The sequence below is a fragment of the Vibrio sp. R10-SG3-ISO10 genome (genome assembly GCF_059834185.1).
Map to the genome: position 1 here is coordinate 26,504 of NZ_JCBDHG010000016.1, position 20,296 is coordinate 46,799.

Here is a 20,296-nt window from a genome sequence, read left to right on the forward strand (position 1 = left end):
GGGATTCGCTAAGTTGTTGCTAAATGCGAGCATCCCAAAGCCACTGAGTATATAATCGGCGAATCGTTCGTACTAACTTCAATATGGTTTAAAGACCATTTCGAGAGTGTCATTTTGTTAAGTTATCGCCACAGTTTTCACGCCGGCAACCACGCAGACGTGATTAAACATATCGTTCAGAGTCTTATTCTTAACTCACTGAAGCAGAAAGAAAAGCCGTTTGTTTATCACGATACTCACTCAGGTGTTGGTCGTTATGACTTAACCCACGAGTGGTCAGAGAAAACCAGTGAATACAAGCAAGGTATCGCCCGAGTTTGGCGACAAAATGATATTCCAGAAGATATTCAGAGCTATCTAGAGGCGATTAAAACGCTTAACAATGGTGACTCACTGCGTTACTACCCTGGCTCACCACGCGTCGCTCGTGCTCACCTGCGCCAGCAAGACCGCATGGTTCTTACCGAATTGCACCCAGCCGATCACCCGTTACTTGAACAAGAGTTTCATCGTGACCGCCAAGTAAGCATCTATAAAGAAGACGGCTTTAAGCGTCTGAAAGCGAGTTTACCGCCTAAAGAGCGTCGCGGCTTAGTCTTGATTGACCCGCCCTACGAGCTAGCAAAAGAGTATCGCGACGTGGTACAGGCGATTTACCAAAGCCATAAACGTTGGGCGACCGGTATTTACGCGATCTGGTACCCAGTGGTCAATCGCTGCGATATCGAAGATATGATTGAAGGCCTAGAAGGTCTTGGCATTCGCAAGATACTGCAAATAGAACTAGGCGTGACCCCTGATACCAACGAGCGTGGTATGACTGCATCAGGCATGATAGTTATCAACCCTCCGTGGAAACTAGAAAGCCAAATGAACGAGATTCTCCCCTTCTTGAAAGAGGCCATTGCTCCAGCAACTGGGCACTTTAAAGTCGAATGGATAGTGCCAGAGTAAATCGGACTAAATTTTTAAGGGCGTAACCTATTGAGGTTACGCCTTTTTTATTGAGCAAAGAAAATATTTCGATATTTTTAAAATTAAATGTCGTCTTTTGTTTTTCTCCATCGTCTTAGTAGGTGTAAATACTCCACTAATTAAGGAAAACACCATGCTTAAGATTGTTAGCTTTAAAATTTGTCCATTTGTTCAACGTGTCACCGCGGCATTAGAAGCCAAGCAAATCCCTTATGAAATTGAATACATCGAACTAAAAAACAAGCCACAATGGTTCTTAGATATCTCGCCTAATGGGCAGGTACCCGTCATGGTCACAGAATCAGGAACTGCTCTGTTCGAATCAGACGCCATCATTGAATACATTGAAGATGAGTACGGCCCGCTTGAACAGGGGGTGACCAACGAGCAACGTGCGCTGGATCGAGCATGGAGTTACCTAGGTTCTAAACATTATCTTGCGCAATGCGGCACGATGAGTAGTAAAGACCAAGAGACTTTTGAGCAACGCGAAGGAAAACTACTAACAGCGTTTAGAAAAGCAGAAAATCAGCTCAGTGAGGGCAATAAGTTCTTTAAGTCCAACCAGTTAAGCAATGTCGATATGGCGTGGTTGCCACTATTACATCGAGCAGCCATCGTAAAAGCGCATTCTGGGTACGACTTCTTATGCGGTTTACCTAAAATGCAGGCTTGGCAGCGTAACCTATTAGACACTGGTCTGGTAGAAAAGACCGTTTCCAGTGACTTTGAAGATAAATTCCACAGCTTTTACCTCACCAATACTTACCTAGGTGAAGGAAAAGATATTCAAACCCAAGGCTGCTGTGGCCCTACTAGCTGCTGCGATTAAGCCTTTCATACATAAAGCGGAATAGCACCTTATTCCGCTTTACTACCTATTCATCGTTATTTGTCATAAGAAATGTCACTTTTTCCCATTTAGGAAATGGCTAGACTCGATTTATGATAGAGGGTGGGATAAATAACAAATCATTTTGGTGATATTGAGTTCGTTCACTTTCACCCCAATGTAATTGTTATCAGAAAAATTAATAATCTTGGAGAAAGTAATGGCGACTCATTTTGATTACATCTGTATCGGCGGTGGCTCTGGCGGTATCGCATCAGCAAACCGCGCAGCTATGTACGGCGCTAAAGTTGCACTTATCGAAGCTCAAGACCTAGGTGGCACCTGTGTAAACGTAGGCTGCGTACCAAAAAAGGTTATGTGGCACGGTGCTCAAGTTGCAGATGCAATGAACCTATACGCCGAAGATTACGGCTTTGACATTGACGTTAAAGGCTTTGATTGGAGCAAACTCGTAGAGAGTCGTCAGGCTTACATTGGTCGTATTCACCAGTCTTACGATCGTGTACTGGGCAACAACAAGGTTAATGTCATCAAAGGCTTTGCTAAGTTTGTTGACGAGAAAACGGTCGAAGTGAATGGCGAACATTACACCGCTGACCACATCCTAATTGCAGTAGGTGGACGCCCGACTATTCCTAACATTCCAGGTGCAGAATACGGCATCGACTCAAATGGCTTTTTCGACTTACAAGAGCAGCCAAAGCGCGTCGCGGTTATCGGTGCTGGTTACATCGCAGTAGAAATTGCAGGTGTACTGAATGCACTTGGCACTGAAACTCACCTTTACGTACGTAAAGAGTCGCCACTACGTAGCTTTGATCCAATGATCATCGAAACGTTGGTTGAAGTAATGGAAGCTGAAGGGCCTAAACTGCATACTCACTCTATTCCAAAAGAAGTGGTGAAAGAAGCAGACGGTAGCCTGACTCTTCACCTAGAGAACGGCAACACGCAAAACGTTGACCAACTCATCTGGGCTATTGGTCGTCACCCAGCAACCGATGCAATCAACCTAGCTTCAACAGGTGTAGAAACCAACGACCGCGGTTACATCAAGGTCGATGAATTCCAAGCGACTAACGTTCCAGGTATCTACTGTGTTGGCGACATCATGGAAGGTGGTATCGAACTCACACCTGTTGCGGTTAAAGCAGGTCGTCAGTTATCTGAGCGCCTGTTTAACAACAAGCCAAATGCGAAGATGGACTACAACCTAGTCCCTACCGTGGTATTTAGCCACCCACCAATCGGTACCATTGGTCTAACGACACAAGAAGCGGAAGAGAAGTACGGCAAAGACAACGTGAAAGTTTACACCTCTGGCTTTACCGCGATGTACACTGCCGTTACTAAGCACCGTCAGCCATGTAAGATGAAATTGGTCTGCGCGGGTGAAGAAGAAACCGTTGTGGGCCTACATGGCATCGGCTTCACAGTCGATGAGATGATTCAAGGCTTCGGTGTAGCGATGAAGATGGGCGCAACTAAAGCAGACTTCGATTCTGTGGTTGCCATCCACCCGACTGGCTCAGAAGAGTTCGTTACCATGCGTTAATCGCTGATGTGATATTAAATACAGAAAAGCAGGCCTAAGGTCTGCTTTTTTTGTTCCACCACTGAGACCCAGTAGCTCGCAATTGATGGTGATACCTTTTAGGTATAAGCAAAAAGAGAATTCAGCCCCTAATTCGATCATGAAAGAATTAAGCTCTAAATAAGGAGGCTTTATGCTTAAACGTGAACTTGCAAATGGGTTGACCGTCAGCTCAATTGGCTATGGTGCGATGGGGTTGAGTGAATTCTATGGCGAAACAAATGACCTACAATCTCTAAAGCTACTTGACCAGTTACTTGAGCTTGGTGTTGACTTCATTGATACCGCAAACTTTTATGGACGTGGCCACAATGAAGAGCTGATTGGTTATTACCTATCTAAACTGCAACCTTCTCAACGCCAGCAAATTAAAATTGCCACCAAATGTGGTATCGATCGCCCTGCAGAAGCTGCGTATGCTCGCAGCATCAATAACACACCAGACTATATACGCAAATGCTGCGAAGAATCTCTTCAGCGCTTAGGGGTCGAGTGTATTGATTTGTTTTACCTTCACCGAGTCGACAGTAAGATCATCGAACAGAGCATGGATTGCCTAGGACAGTTAGTCAAAGAAGGCAAAATTGCTCATGTCGGGCTTTGTGAAGTGTCCTCGAAAACACTGCTTAAAGCACACTCAGTCTTTCCAGTCACCGCTCTACAAACAGAGTACTCACTTTGGACTCGAGACATTGAGGAAGATATTCTTGGAACACTGAAAACCAATAACATCGGCTTAGTGCCCTACTCTCCTCTAGGAAGAGGCTTCCTCACGGGCAAGTTAACGCGTAATAGTGATCTCCCAGATGGTGATTTTCGCAAAACCAATGATCGATTCCTAGATGGGAACATCAATCACAACCGCAGTATTCTAGACATCATTCAGCCGATTGCACAAAAATATCAAGCGACACCTGGTCAGATCGCGTTGGCATGGCTGTTAGCTCAATATGAACATATCATTCCTATCCCAGGAACTAAGAAACGGCACTATCTCGAAGAAAATGTTCAGGCATCTCAAATAATCTTAGAGAGAGAAGACCTTACGACATTGAATAACATCCCACTTCAATTTGAAGTAAAAGGGCAACGTTACTCTGAAGAAGGTATGAAAGGAGTCAATGTCTAAAAAGGAAAAAGCCCAGCTAGCTGGGCTTTTCATTAACGATAGATACTCATCGCAACACCTTCTCCACCGCCAATACAAAGAGCAGCGAGACCTTTATTTTTATTATCTCTTATCAGGCTATGAATAAGAGTAACTAGGATTCTACTTCCTGAAGAACCAATCGCGTGCCCCAACGCAATACCTCCCCCATATGGATTAATTTTCTCATCAGGAATGTCTATTGCCCGAGCAACGGCGATTGCTTGCGATGCAAACGCTTCGTTACACTCTAGCTGGTCTACCTCGCTTGCTTCCCACCCAGATTGGTCAAGGCATTTCGAGATAGCTTCAATCGGGGCCACTCCCATAACATCAGGGCTAATGCCTGAATTGCTGAATTTCCCTAAGCTAGCAAGCACCTTCAATTGGTATCTTTCTGCAGTATCACGATGACAGAGTAGCAATGCCGACGCTCCGTCATTGAGTGATGATGCGTTACCTGCCGTCACTGTACCTTGCTTAGAAAACACGGGCTGCAAACTAGCAAGTTTGTCTACGCTTGTTTCTCGGGGGCCTTCATCCTGACTAAAATTACGCACATTGCCTTTTCGATCTCTGATTTCAATCGGCACTATCTCATTCGCAAACAAACCGGCTTTTTGCGCCGCAAGTGCTTTCTGGTGAGATTGAAACGCGAACTCATCTTGATCGGAACGAGCAACTCCATACTGATTGGCAACGTTTTCTGCCGTCACTCCCATATGATAATCATTAAACGCATCCCAAAGACCATCGTGAACCAAGCTATCGTGTAGCTCAGTTCCTCCCAATCTTTGGCCCTTTCTAGAGTTAGGTAAAATGTGGGGCGCATTTGACATACTTTCTTGCCCACCAGCAATAACAAATTCAGCGTTATCACAAGTGATTGCTTGCATCGCTAAATGAACCGCCTTTAAGCCTGAACCACAAACCTTGTTGACTGTTAAACACTGCGCGTTATGTGTTAACCCGGCTCCAATTGCGGCTTGGCGAGCTGGATTTTGACCACAGCCAGCCGTTAGAACTTGCCCAAGAATGACGCTATCGATTTGCTCTGGTTTAACGCCTGAATCAGCTAATAAGGCTTTGATCACCAAGCTGCCAAGCTTAGGTGCAGACAAACCAGAGAGCTCCCCCATAAATGCACCAGTAGGTGTTCGCTTTGCGGCAACAACAACAATGTCTTCCATTACGCAACTTCCTCTTTAAGACCTGGAAGGACTAGCCCTTTCTCATTCATAATCTTGCGGTAACTTGCTAGGCCATTCATACAAGCTGGCACGCCAGCATAAACAGCCATCTGAATAACCACTTCAAGCAACTCTTCAGGCGACACCCCTACGTTTATCGCCGCTTTCATATGCAGTTCAAGCTGGGGGGTTGCGTTACCTAAGCTGATCAGAGAAGCAACGGTCAGCATTTCGCGGGTTTTTAAATCTAAACCAGGACGAGCGACGACCGAGCCAAACGCGTAATCCGTAATCAATCGAGGTAAGTCACTATCGAGCTCGGAAAGTCGACGACTCACTCTTTCCGCTAAACCATCTTCCAAACGATCCATAACATGCATGCCTTTGATCGTAGTCTGTTTATCGCTCATCATTTATGCCTCCTGCGTTCGCTGAACATTCTCGGAATTCATCGGCACGATAGTGATAAATACCAAGGAAAGCGCGATCGCGGCACCAGCAAAAACGTACAGGAAAGATACATTGTAAGAAGCAACTAACCATGCCCCTAGAGACGCTCCGATACCAATTGCCAAATTGAAGAAGGCAACATAAAGAGCAGAAGCTGGAAACGCTTGCTCTGAAGCCAGTCTAAGCACCCAAGTTTGAAGGGCCACGAAAATACAAGATGCCGTCGCTCCCCAGATAGCGAGTGCTGTGCCGATATGAGCCTGATACCATTGCACGTGGAATTCACCAATAAGAACCAGCATTGATGCTGCAAATAGTACAGACAGAACCGCGATCGTCTTAAGGTGTTTATCAATGAATAACGCCGTGATGACATTGCCGGCAATACCTGCGACACCAAAAACCAACAATAAAACCGGGACGAACTCTTCACTAATGTGAGTTAAGGAATTAAGCATAGGCTCTATATAGGTAAAGGCGGTAAAGTGAGCTGATATGGTCAAAATGGTGGCAAAATAGACTTTAATCAGTGAACTCGATTTAAACACAGCCTTAATCGCCCCAATACCCACACTACTCTTCTCGCTAATCTGTGGGACTAAGCTAGCAATCCCAACAAGCGACAGCACGCTAAGCCCTGACATAACCATAAATGCGGAGCGCCAACCTATATGCATACCGATGTAATTTGAAATAGGCACCCCAAACACACTGGCAACGGATACTCCACCAAATACGATCGAGGTAGCTAGACCGATATAGTTAGACGGAACAATCGACGCAGCACTGACACCAATTATTGACCAAAATGCACCGTGGGCAACGGCCCCAATCACTCGGGCTAACATTAAGTTTTCAAAGGTTTCAGCACTAGCAGCAAGACCATTGGAAACAGCCAGTACTATGCTCAAAGCAATTAAGAGATTTTTTTTGCCGACCGCACCAAGAAAAACTGAAGCCACAAGTGCACTCAAAGCACCAACCCAAGCATATAAAGATACGGTCATACCAACATATGATTCAGAGGTTGCTAAGGCATTGGCCATTGGTGTAAGTAAGCCAATCGGAGCCAATTCGGTCGTGACGATGTTAAACGTCGACAAAGCTAATACAAACAACGCTAACCAGATTCGAAGCGTCATCTTCTGAGAACTTTCACTAATACTCATTCTTCATTCCATATGTTTTTAAAGAGTTTTCCATCTATGCTGTTTGGCATGACGAAGAAGGTGAGGGTTTTCTCCTACGCAAATCGGATTGCCTGTTGCTTCAAGCATATCAAGATCAGAGATATCGTCTCCGTATGCGTAGCAGTGATTGAGGTCGATATGATGCCTTTGGCAAAAATCAGACATAGCAACTTTTTTACCTATCCCTATAGTCTGCGGTTTACCGATTTGACCGGTTAGCGTCCCTTTTTGATCTAAGATCAGAGAGGTACATAGGATGTGCTCTACATTGAGAAATTGGGCAATGGGCGCCAAGATCGGACCCATAGAGCCGGAGACGAATACCACTTGATGGCCCGCTCGTTGGTGCTCTTTTAATGCAGCGACGGAAGGTTCGAGAAAGAAAGAATCATCGCAACGACTTTGAAACCACTCTTGACCAACACTCTCAAGTTCTTGGTACTGTTGTCCTTCAAACTGTTGATAGTACTCTCTGTTCAACTGTTCTCTTACAATACCCGCAGCTCTATCTGCATTGAGCTTTGCGTTGTAACTCTTAAACTGCTCACCTTGTCCGATTTTCTCACACCAAAATTCATAGAAATCAAACATGCTCTTGGTGTGAATTAGAGTTTCATCCACATCAAAAAATGCCGCGACTGTAGTCATAATCACTCCTCGTAGTTTAAGCGACGACTCTTCACTGGAAAGTCAGGCTCACTACCTACTACTCCAGCATCGGCCCAGCGGTTCGGAGCAACTTCTGTCACAGCAACAGAGATCTTATCTAAAGGGGCGCCAGTATTCTTATGCACGGCATGTGTGATGTCTTCGAGCATCCCTTTCACTTGCTCTTCGTTGTTCATTTTCCAAGTAGTAATATGGATAAAAGGCATATTAATCTTCCCTATTATTCGTAGTCACAAATTCATCAAACGATCGTTGTTTAAGCTTAAGCTGGGCGTGAATATCTCCACCGAGACCATGTAGGCCAATCGCTCCGCCATAACTTTGCCGAGAGCTCATATATAAGACGACAACATTTATTACTCGGTTGCCTTCTAATTCATGGGCCGGAAAAGGATCAGGCAACTCAGCCCAAAACTGAGCACTGCCTAAAGCGTCAGTAACAAAAACATTCGGAATACCTAAAGGACCTGGTCGAGTCGGAGATTCGGGGCAAAGATCCTTTTCTCTTAGACTCATCACGGTGTAGAGGCTATTCGGAACTAGGTTGCTAAATTGAAAATCAAAACGAGCCAACTGCTTGTCATTCTTCAAGCTAACTACCAACTCTCCTTTGGCTTGCAACCAATCGAATAAGTTGATCGGTGGTATATGCCGCTTACCGTCTTCATGGCGATAGTCCTCAATGTATCCTTGATGAAGAGGAATGCTGGCTCTCACCTCGCGATTGGCGTCCGGCCTCTGCTCTGGAGCAAAAATCATCGGATAGTTATTCGAAGGCAAAGGCAGAGGCAGTGTGAACAAGGTGATATCCTTCATCTGCTGATCAGAAAGTTGTTCTATTTGAGTCACAATGCGATACGGTTTGATCTCGCCAAATTCAGGCACAGGAGTTTCTGGCGCGACAATTGCGCCAGACCAAGAAACACCACTATCACTTGGGATTTGCCCAACAACAACAAAGTTGCCTTCTGCATCCATCACTTCTGCGGGAGGATAGAGCGGACCTTGCGTCGTAGCCGATAGCTGGTAACTTCTACGCACAGTCTTGCTCCATATTAAAATGGTCGTTAGAGCTCACAACCGCCTCAGTAGCGGATTCAGCGAGCTCCCCCTCTTTGGCCAGTATTGATTTAGCAGAGTAGACAGCAAAAGAGACGTCCATACTGGCGCACACGGTTTGATTCTGCATCACACTCATACGAGCTTTGAATCTTCCACGGCGCTCATTTACATCCTTTTCAACAAACTCAAAATGTACGATTGCAGGCAGAGGGAATAGGAAATTTGCAAAATCAATCGACATACTGTTGATGACGTAATACTTGTCACTTTGCTTTTGGTAAACAAACTCTTCAGTCACCGCAATAAAAGCTTGGCGGCAAGCCTCTACCAACAACATCCCTTGCACATGCTGCCCGGTCTGATGGTCTCCCATCAGTTCACAGTTATCATCAATGACGAGAGGCAGTGCGTACATATCCAACTTATGGTCAACCTTTTCTGCCTGTCCAATTAGGATGTTTCGCTCGTCCCATTTATGGGTATGTCGATTTTTGTGCTCAGAAACTAGCTTTTCTACTGAGCAAGTTTTGAGCTTGCTCTTCAATCTTTGATTATTGCCAATATCATCAATAACTTTCTTGGCTTTGTGCTTACAAACACCTTGCCCTGCAATCAACTCATGCTCATCAGGAAATAGATTGTCAGGTAGCTTTGCTAATAGTTCTAATTGAGAAATAGTTAAAGCTTTTTTTCCATTGGCATACTCTGAATATTTATCGCCAACGACTACAATTTTATTAACTTCCATATCACTTGCTCTTATATTGCTCTATACAGACGCGTATATAATCCTTCATCCCCACCAGTAATATAATCATCACCAGCTTGTCTAATAATCTCTTTATAGTTTTCATCATTAAATGGTTGCATGTATTCATCAACACTTCCATTGAATGAAGAAACAAACATAACACCTGGCTGTCCACTAATTAGAGAATGATAGGCTTCAAAGCTATTAATCTTGTCGGCATTATCTCGAACAACGTTAAATATTGTTCTATCACGCCACTCAAGATAGTCATCGTAACGATCTGCAGGCACTTCGACATGTCGCAGTTGCACAAACTCCGTATTTGGCAACTCTGACTCACTAGCGATAGGTGCCTCTACGAATCGAAGAAGTTCACGCCTTATATCGCCAGATAAGTAATCTTTATTAACAGTAAATACATCTATTAGATGTTTTTCTGAACTTGAAATATCTTCAATTTTATTTACTGCCTTTAATTCCAAGATCTCATTGCTTCCATCTTCGCTAATAAAATATCTAGCATCATCATTAAATTTAATGCTATCAATAGTTTCATTATCAATATTTTTTACTGGGTATCGAGAGACCAAAAGGTAGTTTGTAGACATGTTTAACTCCATTTAATTAAGGAGCAACAAAACTAGCAGCTATTGATAATTGTGGAATTACTAATTATGTAATTTAATTTTTGAATCAACATCAATTTTATAGACTATTTATGAATCACTACTAAATTCAATTTCATCATTAGTGCTAATGAGTAATGTACATATAAATACAAGCCTCAATAAGAGGTCGTTCAAATTTTGTAATATTTAGTCACTATCCAAAAAACAGCCACATTTATCTTGTTATTTATAAATATCAACCTTTATAATGCAATTTATTCACAACCTGAATAAATAAATTACTTTAATGTTATTACCGTTATTTTTATCCATAAGTTCTGTATGAGTATTAGATCCATTTTAACCAACAGTAGTTTGCCAACCGTAAAACAACTTCAGTGTTTTTTAGCTGTGGCACAAGAACTTAACTTCCGCAAGGCGGCTGAGCGTATAAATATGACTCAACCACCACTGACTAGACAGATAAGGTGCTTAGAAGATTTACTGGGTTATGAATTATTCACTCGTAACACTCATGGTGTGCACCTAACTAAATCGGGCAACGATCTCCTTATTGAAGCAGAGAAAATCTTATGCCTAATTAGTGGGCTAAAGGCACTGAATGCGAGAAATGTTGATAAGATTCGAGTTGGAGCGACCAATACCCTTAACTTCGAGAATATCTCTCCAATCGCAGGAGCTTTAAACGCTCTCGTTGGAATTGAAAGTGCAGACGTTCACAATATGAATTCAAGTCAGCTGATTCAAAGCTTACAGAAGAGTTCATTGGATATCGCTCTCATTGGAGAACAAAATACACGCGTAGAAGAAGATATTTCCTTTCATTGGATATACCGCGAGCCCCTGTTACTCGCGATGCCTTCTTCACATAAAGCAGCAACACAACAGCAAGTATCACTTGAAGATGTCTCTGAATTACCTTTGTTTTGGTTTCCTTGGAGTGCCAACCCTGCTTTTTACGAAAAGTGCGAAAAGCTGTTTGAAAAGCTCCCCTTCCCTCTCAAAAGAATCAAAGAGCCCGATGACACTATTGTAATGCTCTCCAAAGTTGCCAAAGGCAACGCTATCGCATTGATGCCTCGCTCCATGTGTACTTTTTACAATGAAGGCTTGTGCTATAAAGAGCTGACTGACAGTCATAGCAAGCATCTAAATATCGACGTCTATGCTGCGATTAAAAACAACGACCGACGACCGCACATCTTCGAGGCTATCGAGAGCCTAAAGTCACCCCTATAGCACTGGTACTTTCCCGATATCCGCCATGCCTCAATCAGAAACCCACTAAGGTGACTTTTCCTTGCAATGAATCATTAAGCTGACAAGTAAAATCAACCCGCTTATCCGCGTCTTTGTCGTATAAGGTTTTCAACTTATCAAACGCACTAGGAACAAAGCTGATGTTTTTTAGACGTAAGCTCTTACGAGTTTGACTATCCAAAAATGCCAAAGCTGAGCGGTCGAGAACTTGGTGGCAAGCATCTAATACCCCCTTGCTCGCGAGCTTGCTCTGAATCACTTGCTGAATATCCCCTTGAGAAATAGACGAACTAGCCTGAGCAAACACACAAATAGCATGAAGGTCAAGCATCGCAACAGCACGGGGGCGCTGGGTGGCCGTGTCTTCATACACGGCTAAAAGGCACGGAATCTTGCTCTCATCGAACAGTTGTGGGGCAATATTATTGAGCGTTAAGCTATCGCCGATCTCCCTTTGCAGTAGTTTCTCAAGTTGCGACAACTTAGGCAGAGCTAACTCTTTTTGCACTTCAGTGATCGAATCGAGCGTTTTCTTACTTTCTTCAACACCTTGCACTAGTGGTAGTAAATAGCGGTGTAGCTCACTGTCTTCGAAAGGCTTAGTAAGCACAAAGCTAGCACCGGCAGCTTGAGCTTGTTTGATTTGGCTCTTATCGTCGACAGTCGTAATCATACCCACTTTTATCCCAACTCCGAGCTTCATGAGCTCTTCAGTGAGTGTTAGCCCTGTCATATCAGGCATATACCAGTCAGTTAGCACGATATCTGGATGCCATTCTTTTGCCAGTTCTAATGCTTGTGTCGCACTGCAGGTTTTCTCGATCGATAAACGACAATAACCAAAGCTCTCTAAGCCCCGCCTGACAATCTCCAATGTCGCCTTACTGTCATCCACAATCAAAATTTTCACAGGTCGCCATCACCTCCGATACTGAACTGTCTAAATTATAGGCATATTTTCCACTGACAACTAAACTTACAGTCGATGAATGTCCCAACTTACGTATTTGATAGATGGATTTATTACCGAGATTAACCCTAGAAAACCTAATTGCCCTCGCAGTCGACTTTGGACTACTGATACTTTTGGTGTGGTTTGTCATACTACTTTTGATTTTGCGCGAGTTCCGTCAGTTTGCCCGCCAGGTCGTTAGTGGCCGTGATATGGATAGAAACACCTACGAGCTGTGTCAACAGTCTGTCGATAAGGCACTCAACTACTCTGCTGAAAATGGCGATACACTCAATGACCTAATTCTTATTCAGCAAGCTCTGGAAAGTCAGGTATCACAAATTAAAGCAGCGAAAGGAGAACTCAGCGCGCAAGAAAAAGAGTCGATTGACGAGCTGAATCAAAAACTCAATAAGTCCCATCGCCTAATCAAAAAACTAAAAGGAGATTTAGACAAAAGCGTTAAAGGCTTAAGAAACGCCAAAAGCCGTTTACTCAAGCAGACTGATACGGTCGAAAGCTTACAGTTAGAAAAAGAGCAGTTAGAAAAACAGTTTGAACAACTTGAGCAAGAGTACATACAAATCAGTGAATCTGGTGGAACAGCCAACTTAGCCAAAGAGTTCAAACAAGAGAAGCAACAACTGCTCGATCAGCTTGAAGAATACAAACAGCAAGCTAACTCACAAGACGACATAGCCGGTATAACAGCTGAGCTCGAAGCCTCTAAGCAGCAATTACACCATATGGCTAAAGAAAAAGACTTTGTTGAGAAGAAGTATTTGGAGCTGTTGCAAGAAGCAGAGAAAAAAAATCAGTAGCACTAGGCTACTGATTTTTTTGATTATTTCACACACATAACATTCAACAGTGAGGTGCCTTTTAGCTTATTGGTTTTACCACTGGTAAATAGTCCTGACTTCTCTGATCCCCAATAAGGTAAGTGCATTGGCCATTTGTCTTTCTGCATCACGTTAGAATCCAGCAGTGCTTGCCACTCCTTAGTGGTTGCTAAACGCATACCTAAACGATAACAGGTTTTATAAGCGCCTTCGTAATCGAGCCTGTTCCATGGTAATTCGTGTTCCATGTAGAACTGGTCGTCACTAAACATGGTATATGGCACTTTGTACTCGATGCCAGATACCATCGCTGTTAAGCGAATTGACACGTCAGATTGACGCTTGTTGGGCTCTTGAGCCATAGGTTTAATGGCAGTAGGCTCCGGCTTAGCTTTCACTGGTGCAGGAATCACAGTGGTCGATTGCTGCGACTTTGCAGCCGGCTTTGACTTAGGTTTAGGCTGTGACTTAACCATCGCTTGCTTTACAGGAGCCCCTTTCACCACTTCTCGGACAAACGCTTCCTTGTAGCCGGGCTCACTTTTCACTTTCGCCAGCTCCGCATTTGCTTGAGCGAAATCTTTATATGGGCCAATCAGACAACGATAAGCTTTGGCTTCTGGCTTTGCCCATACATCCGTTGAAATATGCTGGTAAAGCTTTTTAGCCTTTACAAGAGGTAGTGGCTTACTAAACACACCACACTGAATCCAAAATGTTGACTCTTGGCCACGTGGCTGAGATTTACCCCATAACCCTTTACCAATCGGGCACGACTTATCTAGCAACGGCAATTCATTGGTAGATGCCTGCGTTGCATCGCATAAAAATTCTTCAGCAAGCGTTGGGGCTGACAAAGCGGGCAAGGCCAGTACTGCAACAAGACTCCAACACTTTAAAAAAGTTTGTTTTGGCTTTGAGGCCATATTGATATCCATACTCTTTAAATTTAACTTCGAGTTTATCCATCTACGTGGATCACTATAGTGACTTTATTGACGATTCACTGCCCTGAAAATGAGAATGCAAAAAAAGAGCCGTAATTAATTACGGCTCTCAGTGTAGATAGGTTTTTATAATCAAATCTTAGGCTTGGATCACCCTTTGTAGATTTTTGGGTTAAATACATCACGTAACCAGTCACCAAGCAGGTTGATAACCAAAACCAAAGTCACCAGTACGATACCCGGGAATGCAGTAATCCACCACGCACCGGAGAAAATGTAGTTAAATCCAATGCTGATCAGTGCACCTAGAGAAGGTTGGTCTACCGGTAGGCCCAAACCTAGGAAAGAAAGTGCCGCTTCTGACATGATGGCATTTGCCACCTGTACCGTTGAAATAACCAAGATTGGCGATAAACAGTTCGGTAGGATATGGCGGAACATAATTCGTGGCGCTTTAAAGCCCATCACACGTGCTGCCTCTACGTACTCTTTCTTCTTCTCTGCCAACACTGAAGCACGAATTGTACGTGCATACTGCGGCCATTCGGCGACACCAATGATCACAACCAACATGACGACCGCATATTGACTGTAGAAATCACTGCCAAAACTCGCCTTAAAGATTGCCGAGACAATGATCGCCACCATCATGGTAGAGAACGATAACTGAACATCCGCGAAACGCATCAAGAAGCTATCAATACGGCCGCCGAAGTAACCCGCCGAAAGACCAATCACGATTCCTAGCACTAGCTGTAGACCTACCGCTAAGAAACCAATGGTTAGAGATAAACGTGAACCGTAAAGAATCGTCGACAGGATATCTCGACCTTGCTCATCGGTCCCTAATAGAAAGTTCTCATCACCATCTTCCATCCATGCCGGAGGAAGCTCTGAATCCATAATATCAATCGACGAAAGATCATATGGGTCAGTCGGTGAAATAATTGGTGCGGCCAGAGCCATCACCAAAAACAGCATAAATACGGTAAAGCTGGCCATCGCCACTTTATCGCGCTTGAAGTAATACAAGAAATCCGATTGTTTAAATCGCTCCCAACGTGAAGGAGCTGCTGCAGTTTGACTCATGATTAAGCTCCTTTACCTGTTAGATTTACGGTCGGGTTGATGATGCCGTATAGCAAGTCAACAATGGTGTTGGTGACAACGAAAATCAGGCCAACGAAAATAACGTAAGCGGTGATTAACGGCGTATCTACACGGTTGATTGCTTCAAGGAAAAGGAATCCCGTTCCAGGCCACTGGAAAACAGTTTCGGTTAGAATGGTATAGGCAACCATGGTACCAATTTGAACACCACCAACCGTCAGCACAGGAAGCATGGTGTTTTTCAATGCGTGCTGGTAGTAAATTTTATTTAGAGCCAGACCTTTCGCTTTGCCGAACTTGATGTATTCAGAGCTCAGCACCTCTAGCATTTCAGAACGTACGAGACGAATAAAGAGCGGTAACATGATGGAAGCAAGAGCAATACAAGGTAGAACCAAGTGCGCTAGGCCATCGAGAGTAAAGTAACCCGATTCCCAACCAAGTAAATTGGCCGTTTCACCACGTCCATAAGATGGTAGCCAGCCCAACTCAATTGAGAACACATACATCAGCATGATTGCGGTTAAGAACACCGGAATCGAAATGCCGATACTACTGCCAGCCATGACAATTTTGGTAAATATACTTTTTGGGTGAATGGCGGAATAGACACCAAGAGGGATTGAACAGAATACAATGATGAGCGTAGCGCCGAATACCAGTTCTAGCGTTGCCACCAATTTATCCAGAATCACTTCAACCGCAGGGCGCTTGAAGAAGTAAGAAGTACCAAGATCACCTTGTAGCGCATTACCTACAAAGCGAGTGTATTTTGTAATGAAGGGATCATTCAAACCTAGTTCGTCACGCAAAGCTTGGCGCTCTGATTCGGAAACCGACTGACCAACAAGCTCACGCAATGGGTCGCCGAGGTTATCCTGAATGGCAAACGCCACTAGACTGATCACAAACATCACTATCAGTGCCTGAAACAGGCGCTTGACCAGAAACGAAAACATTCCTTGCCCCTTTAACTTTCCATAGATTTCAGTCTGCAAAACCAAGCAAAATTGGTTGCAACTTTCAGTCTTAAAAATGGTACTTAACCCGACTGAAACAAAGCTAAGCACCAAAAGTCGACCAAGCACCCATTTCATTGAGTACTTGGTCTGATTCGCTAATGATTACTTAACCACTAGGTCACCAAAGTATGGGAAGTTCATACCGTTGATGATTGGACCAATCTCAACGTTACCTTTTGCTGCCCATGATGGATCTTGCCAGTGTAGAGGTACGAATGCCGCTTCGTTGTATAGAATCTCTTCAACTTTCTTAAGTGCTTCACTACGCTTAGCTAGATCAGTCATCTTATTGGTCTCTTCGATCAACTTATCAACTTCAGCGTTTGAGTAATGACCACAGTTATACTGGCCTTTACCGGTTTCAGCGTTACGCGTCATTGCAAGGAACTCAGTGAAGTTACCTGAATCTTCTGTATCTGGGTGCCAGCCGATCATTAACATGTCTGCTGCACACTTATCAAATTCAGGCCAGTATTGAGCTTTAGGCATTGTCTTAAGATCAACCTTAATACCAATCTTAGACAGCATCGCCGCTGTTGACTGAGCGATCTTGTCATCGTTCACGTAACGGTTGTTTGGTGCCATCATAGTCAATGAGAAACCGTTCTCATAACCTGCTTCTTTCATCAACTGTTTCGCTTTCTCAAGATCGAAACGTGGTTTCAAGCTTTCGTTATAACCAACGAAACCAACTGGGCTCTGTTGACCTGCTGCAGTGGCTGCACCCTTCATAACTTGCTTAGTGATACCTTCGTTGTTGACAGCGTAGGTAATCGCTTGACGAACACGTACATCCTTCAGTGCTGGGTTACTGTTTTGGTTCATTTGGAACGTAATAACACGCGTACCAGGCATAGTGTAAAGGTCGACACTGTCTGCTTTCTTAATACGGCTGTAGTCGTTTGGTGCTACTGGCGCAATCATATCTACATCACCAGATAGAAGTGCTGCGACACGAGTGGCATCTTCTTTGATTGGCACTAGTGTTAGCTTATCAACGTTACCACCAGAATTATTACCCCAGTAATCATCAAAACGTTCAAAGGTGACTTTTACACCTTGCTCACGCTGAGTGATAGTGAAAGGACCAGTACCAGACACGTTAGTTGATGCGAAAGAGTTACCGTGCTTAACTAGCTCAGCTTTATCTTTACCGTCTGCTGTTTTACCTGAGTAGAACTTGCTATCCATAGGGAATAGATAAGTCATGACGTTTTCTACTAGTGGGTAAACGCCGTCAGTTTTCACTTCGACTTTGTATTCGCCAACTTTAGAAATCGAAACGATTGGGCCAAAGATACCTTTAAAGTCAGGAGATTTCTTTAGACGGTCAAATGTCCAAACCACATCATCTGCAGTAAGCGTGTTACCTGAGTGGAACTTGACACCTTGGCGAATGTTGAATTGCATTGTTTCGCCATCAATACGTTCCCAAGATTCCGCTAGACGAGGCTCAAACTCCATCTTCTGATTGAAACGAATTAGCGGGTCAAAGACCATGTGTGACATTTGCAGAGTACCGCCAGATAGCTGCTCATGCGGGTCAAGTGACACTGGGTCAGCATCATAAGCAACAGTAATCGCTACTTCTTGTTCAACTGGTTGTGCAACCTTAGCGACTTCAGGTGCTACCTCTGTCTCTTTCTTTGATTGCATAGAAAGGTATATACCACCAACAGCCACGACTGCTACTGCGATTGCAATCTTGGTTTTCATACTCATCTGCATAACTCCTTATGCGGGATTGTCTATCCCTAGTTGTTTGTGTTTGCTTCTGTTTATTGCCCGTCAAAACGGGAAAGAACCACGACTTACGCCGTTTTTACTTCTTCTCTTAAGCCCGTAAATTCAGGCATTAAAGAAATCAGTTGTTTACTGTATTCGTGCTGAGGAGATCTAAATAACTGCTCGGTAGGCGCCACTTCCAGTAGCGTCCCCATCTGCATCACTCCCACTCGGTCACACATCTGACGAATAACGGGTAAATCGTGACTAATAAACAGCATGGTTAGATTTAACTCATCTTGTAAATCTTTCAGCAGGTTAAGAATTTGCGCTTGTACCGACACATCCAATGCTGAGGTCGGCTCATCACAAATCAGCAGACGCGGACGTGTTGCGAGTGCACGTGCAATCGAAATACGCTGGCGCTGACCACCTGAAAACTCATGTGGATATTTCACCCCTGCCATTTTGCCCAGACCAACGTGATCAAGTAGATCGTTGACGATCTGACGTGTTTCAGTTTCGCTATTGGTCAACTTATGGAATCGGATAGGTTCCGCGATGATGTCAAAAATCTTCATACGCGGATTCATTGAAGTGTAAGGGTTTTGGAACACCATCTGCATTTGGCGGCGCAGTGGGCGACGTTCTTTCTCTGATTTCAAAGACGTTAGGTCGATCCCTTCAAAGGTTACCTTGCCCGAGTTCGGCGCATACAAGCCTGCGATCACTCGTGCAATAGTCGACTTACCAGAGCCCGACTCACCCACAAGACCGAAAGTTTCACCCTCAAAGACTTCAAAGCTGACATTGTTAGAAGCTTGAACATACTCACGACGACTTTCGAACAGAGAATCTTTGGTCACAAAGCGTAAGTTAACATTCTCAACATTGAGCAACGAACCTGTGTAATCACGATGGTCTTGGCTTTGACCTAGCCAGTGGCTTTTAACATCGAGCGGCTCCATCTCGTGCGCTTCTTCGATGTAGCTAACCAACGGGAAGCGATCAAGCTTCATATCAGAGCGGGGTACCGCTGAAATCAGACTGCGTGTGTAGGAATGATCAGGATCACCGAGTACTTTCGCCGTTGGCCCAAACTCAACCAAATCACCACGATACATCACCGCAACGCGATCCGTTACGTTGGAAACTACTCCCATATCATGGGTAACCAACATACAACCAACATTGTTCTTGATACACAACTCGCGGATCAAACTCAGAATCTGGTCTTGGATAGATACGTCCAATGCAGTCGTCGGTTCATCGGCAATAATCAGATCAGGCTCACCCGCCAAAGCAATCGCGATAACCACACGTTGACGCATACCACCAGAAAACTGGTGTGGGTACTGCTTTAAGCGGTTCTCTGGTTGAGGAATACCAACTTGCTGCATTAATGAGAGCGCACGCTGATACGCCTGCTCATCAGAAACCTTCATATTGGCATGAATGGTTTCTTTCAGTTGCTGCTCAACGGTAAAAAGTGGGTTTAGAGAAGTCATTGGATCTTGGAAGATGAATCCAATTTTAGAACCTCGAACGCTGCGCATCTGTTCTGGGGATAAACCAGAGATCTGCTCACCGTCTAAGTAAACATCGCCACTAGCGATACGACCAGGTGGGCTCAGCAAATCAATGACCGCATTACCAACGGTCGACTTACCGGCACCAGATTCGCCAACAACGCCGACGATCTCTCCGCGTTCAATATTGAAGGAGAGTGATTTAACTGCGGCATGAACGCCATGACGCGAAGGGTACTCTATTCGAAGATTTTTAACTTCTAAAAGTGACATTACCAGACCTCTACTGCTTCGGCAGCTTTCTGCCCTGTCTGAAAAGTGAATCCATTCGTACCAGAATATCATTCTGGTAAATTACAAGGTCATCAATTTGGCAAAAAATTCACAGAAAAGCAACAA

General features: G+C 44.1%; 19 protein-coding genes and 1 pseudogene. 6 read left to right on the forward strand and 14 right to left on the reverse strand.

Annotated elements, in window-relative coordinates; all coding sequences use genetic code 11:
* Positions 1–114: 114 nt before the first annotated feature.
* The 4 genes from AC6R16_RS07685 to AC6R16_RS07700 all read left to right on the forward strand — a co-directional run bounded on the left by AC6R16_RS07685 (position 115) and on the right by AC6R16_RS07700 (position 4,551).
* Positions 115–954 carry a 23S rRNA (adenine(2030)-N(6))-methyltransferase RlmJ gene (locus tag AC6R16_RS07685; protein ID WP_500674036.1) on the forward strand — a complete coding sequence of 280 codons (840 nt, stop codon included), beginning with the start codon at positions 115–117 and terminating at the stop codon, positions 952–954.
* Between the two features lie 154 nt (positions 955–1,108).
* A complete protein-coding gene (locus tag AC6R16_RS07690) occupies positions 1,109–1,807 on the forward strand; it encodes a glutathione S-transferase family protein (protein WP_004745524.1) in 699 nt (232 codons plus the stop codon).
* 220 nt (positions 1,808–2,027) lie between these two features.
* The gene (gene gorA / locus AC6R16_RS07695; protein WP_004745525.1) at positions 2,028–3,383 is read left to right on the forward strand and encodes a glutathione-disulfide reductase; all 1,356 of its coding nucleotides are present in this window, start codon (positions 2,028–2,030) and stop codon (positions 3,381–3,383) included.
* 172 nt (positions 3,384–3,555) lie between these two features.
* Positions 3,556–4,551, forward strand: coding sequence for an aldo/keto reductase (locus AC6R16_RS07700; RefSeq protein ID WP_500674037.1), 996 nt, complete (start codon positions 3,556–3,558; stop codon positions 4,549–4,551).
* A 32-nt stretch (positions 4,552–4,583) separates the two neighbouring features.
* On the opposite strand, the gene AC6R16_RS07705 is transcribed toward AC6R16_RS07700, so the two are convergent.
* From AC6R16_RS07705 to AC6R16_RS07740, 8 genes are read right to left on the reverse strand one after another with little or no spacing between them, the layout of a single operon-like run.
* Positions 4,584–5,759, reverse strand: a complete 1,176-nt coding sequence (locus AC6R16_RS07705) for an acetyl-CoA C-acetyltransferase (RefSeq protein ID WP_500674038.1) — start codon at positions 5,757–5,759, stop codon at positions 4,584–4,586.
* Complete coding sequence (locus AC6R16_RS07710; RefSeq protein ID WP_272281943.1) at positions 5,759–6,172, reverse strand: carboxymuconolactone decarboxylase family protein; 414 nt, start codon at positions 6,170–6,172, stop codon at positions 5,759–5,761. The genes AC6R16_RS07705 and AC6R16_RS07710 overlap by 1 nt, the downstream gene beginning before the upstream one ends.
* Entirely contained in the window at positions 6,173–7,378 is a 1,206-nt protein-coding gene (locus tag AC6R16_RS07715) for an MFS transporter (protein ID WP_500674039.1), read from the reverse strand. It lies immediately after the preceding gene.
* Between the two features lie 18 nt (positions 7,379–7,396).
* The gene (locus AC6R16_RS07720) at positions 7,397–8,047 is read right to left on the reverse strand and encodes an HAD family hydrolase (protein ID WP_500674040.1); all 651 of its coding nucleotides are present in this window, start codon (positions 8,045–8,047) and stop codon (positions 7,397–7,399) included.
* 2 nt (positions 8,048–8,049) lie between these two features.
* Positions 8,050–8,274, reverse strand: coding sequence for a 2-hydroxymuconate tautomerase (thmT, locus tag AC6R16_RS07725; protein ID WP_237486522.1), 225 nt, complete (start codon positions 8,272–8,274; stop codon positions 8,050–8,052).
* 1 nt (position 8,275) lies between these two features.
* Entirely contained in the window at positions 8,276–9,109 is an 834-nt protein-coding gene (locus AC6R16_RS07730; RefSeq protein WP_284192923.1) for a hypothetical protein, read from the reverse strand.
* Positions 9,102–9,878, reverse strand: coding sequence for an AfsA-related hotdog domain-containing protein (locus AC6R16_RS07735; RefSeq protein ID WP_500674041.1), 777 nt, complete (start codon positions 9,876–9,878; stop codon positions 9,102–9,104). The genes AC6R16_RS07730 and AC6R16_RS07735 overlap by 8 nt, the downstream gene beginning before the upstream one ends.
* A gap of 11 nt (positions 9,879–9,889) precedes the next feature.
* Positions 9,890–10,489 carry a hypothetical protein gene (locus AC6R16_RS07740; RefSeq protein WP_500674042.1) on the reverse strand — a complete coding sequence of 200 codons (600 nt, stop codon included), beginning with the start codon at positions 10,487–10,489 and terminating at the stop codon, positions 9,890–9,892.
* A gap of 342 nt (positions 10,490–10,831) precedes the next feature.
* Here AC6R16_RS07740 and AC6R16_RS07745 point away from each other — a divergent pair, with 342 nt between their 5' ends.
* On the forward strand, positions 10,832–11,749 hold the full coding sequence (locus AC6R16_RS07745) for a LysR family transcriptional regulator (protein ID WP_500674043.1): 918 nt from the start codon (positions 10,832–10,834) through the stop codon (positions 11,747–11,749).
* Positions 11,750–11,783: 34 nt separating this feature from the next.
* Here AC6R16_RS07745 and AC6R16_RS07750 read toward each other — a convergent pair whose 3' ends face one another.
* Positions 11,784–12,680, reverse strand: coding sequence for a response regulator (locus AC6R16_RS07750; protein ID WP_371720530.1), 897 nt, complete (start codon positions 12,678–12,680; stop codon positions 11,784–11,786).
* Positions 12,681–12,784: 104 nt separating this feature from the next.
* Here AC6R16_RS07750 and AC6R16_RS07755 point away from each other — a divergent pair, with 104 nt between their 5' ends.
* Positions 12,785–13,543: a chromosome partitioning protein ParA gene (locus tag AC6R16_RS07755; RefSeq protein ID WP_500674044.1), complete on the forward strand. Its 759-nt coding sequence runs from the start codon at positions 12,785–12,787 to the stop codon at positions 13,541–13,543.
* 23 nt (positions 13,544–13,566) lie between these two features.
* On the opposite strand, the gene AC6R16_RS07760 is transcribed toward AC6R16_RS07755, so the two are convergent.
* The 5 genes and pseudogenes from AC6R16_RS07760 to AC6R16_RS07780 all read right to left on the reverse strand — a co-directional run bounded on the left by AC6R16_RS07760 (position 13,567) and on the right by AC6R16_RS07780 (position 20,170).
* Entirely contained in the window at positions 13,567–14,490 is a 924-nt protein-coding gene (locus tag AC6R16_RS07760; RefSeq protein WP_500674045.1) for an SPOR domain-containing protein, read from the reverse strand.
* Between the two features lie 171 nt (positions 14,491–14,661).
* On the reverse strand, positions 14,662–15,600 hold the full coding sequence (locus AC6R16_RS07765; protein WP_500639342.1) for an ABC transporter permease: 939 nt from the start codon (positions 15,598–15,600) through the stop codon (positions 14,662–14,664).
* A 2-nt stretch (positions 15,601–15,602) separates the two neighbouring features.
* Positions 15,603–16,580: an ABC transporter permease gene (locus AC6R16_RS07770; RefSeq protein ID WP_004745530.1), complete on the reverse strand. Its 978-nt coding sequence runs from the start codon at positions 16,578–16,580 to the stop codon at positions 15,603–15,605.
* Between the two features lie 165 nt (positions 16,581–16,745).
* Positions 16,746–18,224, reverse strand: a pseudogene (locus AC6R16_RS07775) (ABC transporter substrate-binding protein); the annotation flags it as partial.
* A 230-nt stretch (positions 18,225–18,454) separates the two neighbouring features.
* A complete protein-coding gene (locus AC6R16_RS07780; protein ID WP_500674046.1) occupies positions 18,455–20,170 on the reverse strand; it encodes a dipeptide ABC transporter ATP-binding protein in 1,716 nt (571 codons plus the stop codon).
* Positions 20,171–20,296 lie beyond the last annotated feature (126 nt).

Bases quoted from the DNA above. Each gene is read 5' to 3' on its own strand.
- AC6R16_RS07690 (WP_004745524.1), top strand. From the start codon at position 1,109: ATGCTTAAGATTGTTAGCTTTAAAATTTGTCCATTTGTTCAACGTGTC.
- gorA (WP_004745525.1), top strand. From the start codon at position 2,028: ATGGCGACTCATTTTGATTACATCTGTATCGGCGGTGGCTCTGGCGGT.
- AC6R16_RS07700 (WP_500674037.1), top strand. From the start codon at position 3,556: ATGCTTAAACGTGAACTTGCAAATGGGTTGACCGTCAGCTCAATTGGC.
- AC6R16_RS07705 (WP_500674038.1), bottom strand. From the start codon at position 5,759: ATGGAAGACATTGTTGTTGTTGCCGCAAAGCGAACACCTACTGGTGCA.
- AC6R16_RS07710 (WP_272281943.1), bottom strand. From the start codon at position 6,172: ATGATGAGCGATAAACAGACTACGATCAAAGGCATGCATGTTATGGAT.
- AC6R16_RS07715 (WP_500674039.1), bottom strand. From the start codon at position 7,378: ATGAGTATTAGTGAAAGTTCTCAGAAGATGACGCTTCGAATCTGGTTA.
- AC6R16_RS07720 (WP_500674040.1), bottom strand. From the start codon at position 8,047: ATGACTACAGTCGCGGCATTTTTTGATGTGGATGAAACTCTAATTCAC.
- thmT (WP_237486522.1), bottom strand. From the start codon at position 8,274: ATGCCTTTTATCCATATTACTACTTGGAAAATGAACAACGAAGAGCAA.
- AC6R16_RS07735 (WP_500674041.1), bottom strand. From the start codon at position 9,878: ATGGAAGTTAATAAAATTGTAGTCGTTGGCGATAAATATTCAGAGTAT.
- AC6R16_RS07740 (WP_500674042.1), bottom strand. From the start codon at position 10,489: ATGTCTACAAACTACCTTTTGGTCTCTCGATACCCAGTAAAAAATATT.
- AC6R16_RS07745 (WP_500674043.1), top strand. From the start codon at position 10,832: ATGAGTATTAGATCCATTTTAACCAACAGTAGTTTGCCAACCGTAAAA.
- AC6R16_RS07755 (WP_500674044.1), top strand. From the start codon at position 12,785: ATGGATTTATTACCGAGATTAACCCTAGAAAACCTAATTGCCCTCGCA.
- AC6R16_RS07760 (WP_500674045.1), bottom strand. From the start codon at position 14,490: ATGGCCTCAAAGCCAAAACAAACTTTTTTAAAGTGTTGGAGTCTTGTT.
- AC6R16_RS07765 (WP_500639342.1), bottom strand. From the start codon at position 15,600: ATGAGTCAAACTGCAGCAGCTCCTTCACGTTGGGAGCGATTTAAACAA.
- AC6R16_RS07770 (WP_004745530.1), bottom strand. From the start codon at position 16,580: ATGTTTTCGTTTCTGGTCAAGCGCCTGTTTCAGGCACTGATAGTGATG.
- AC6R16_RS07780 (WP_500674046.1), bottom strand. From the start codon at position 20,170: ATGTCACTTTTAGAAGTTAAAAATCTTCGAATAGAGTACCCTTCGCGT.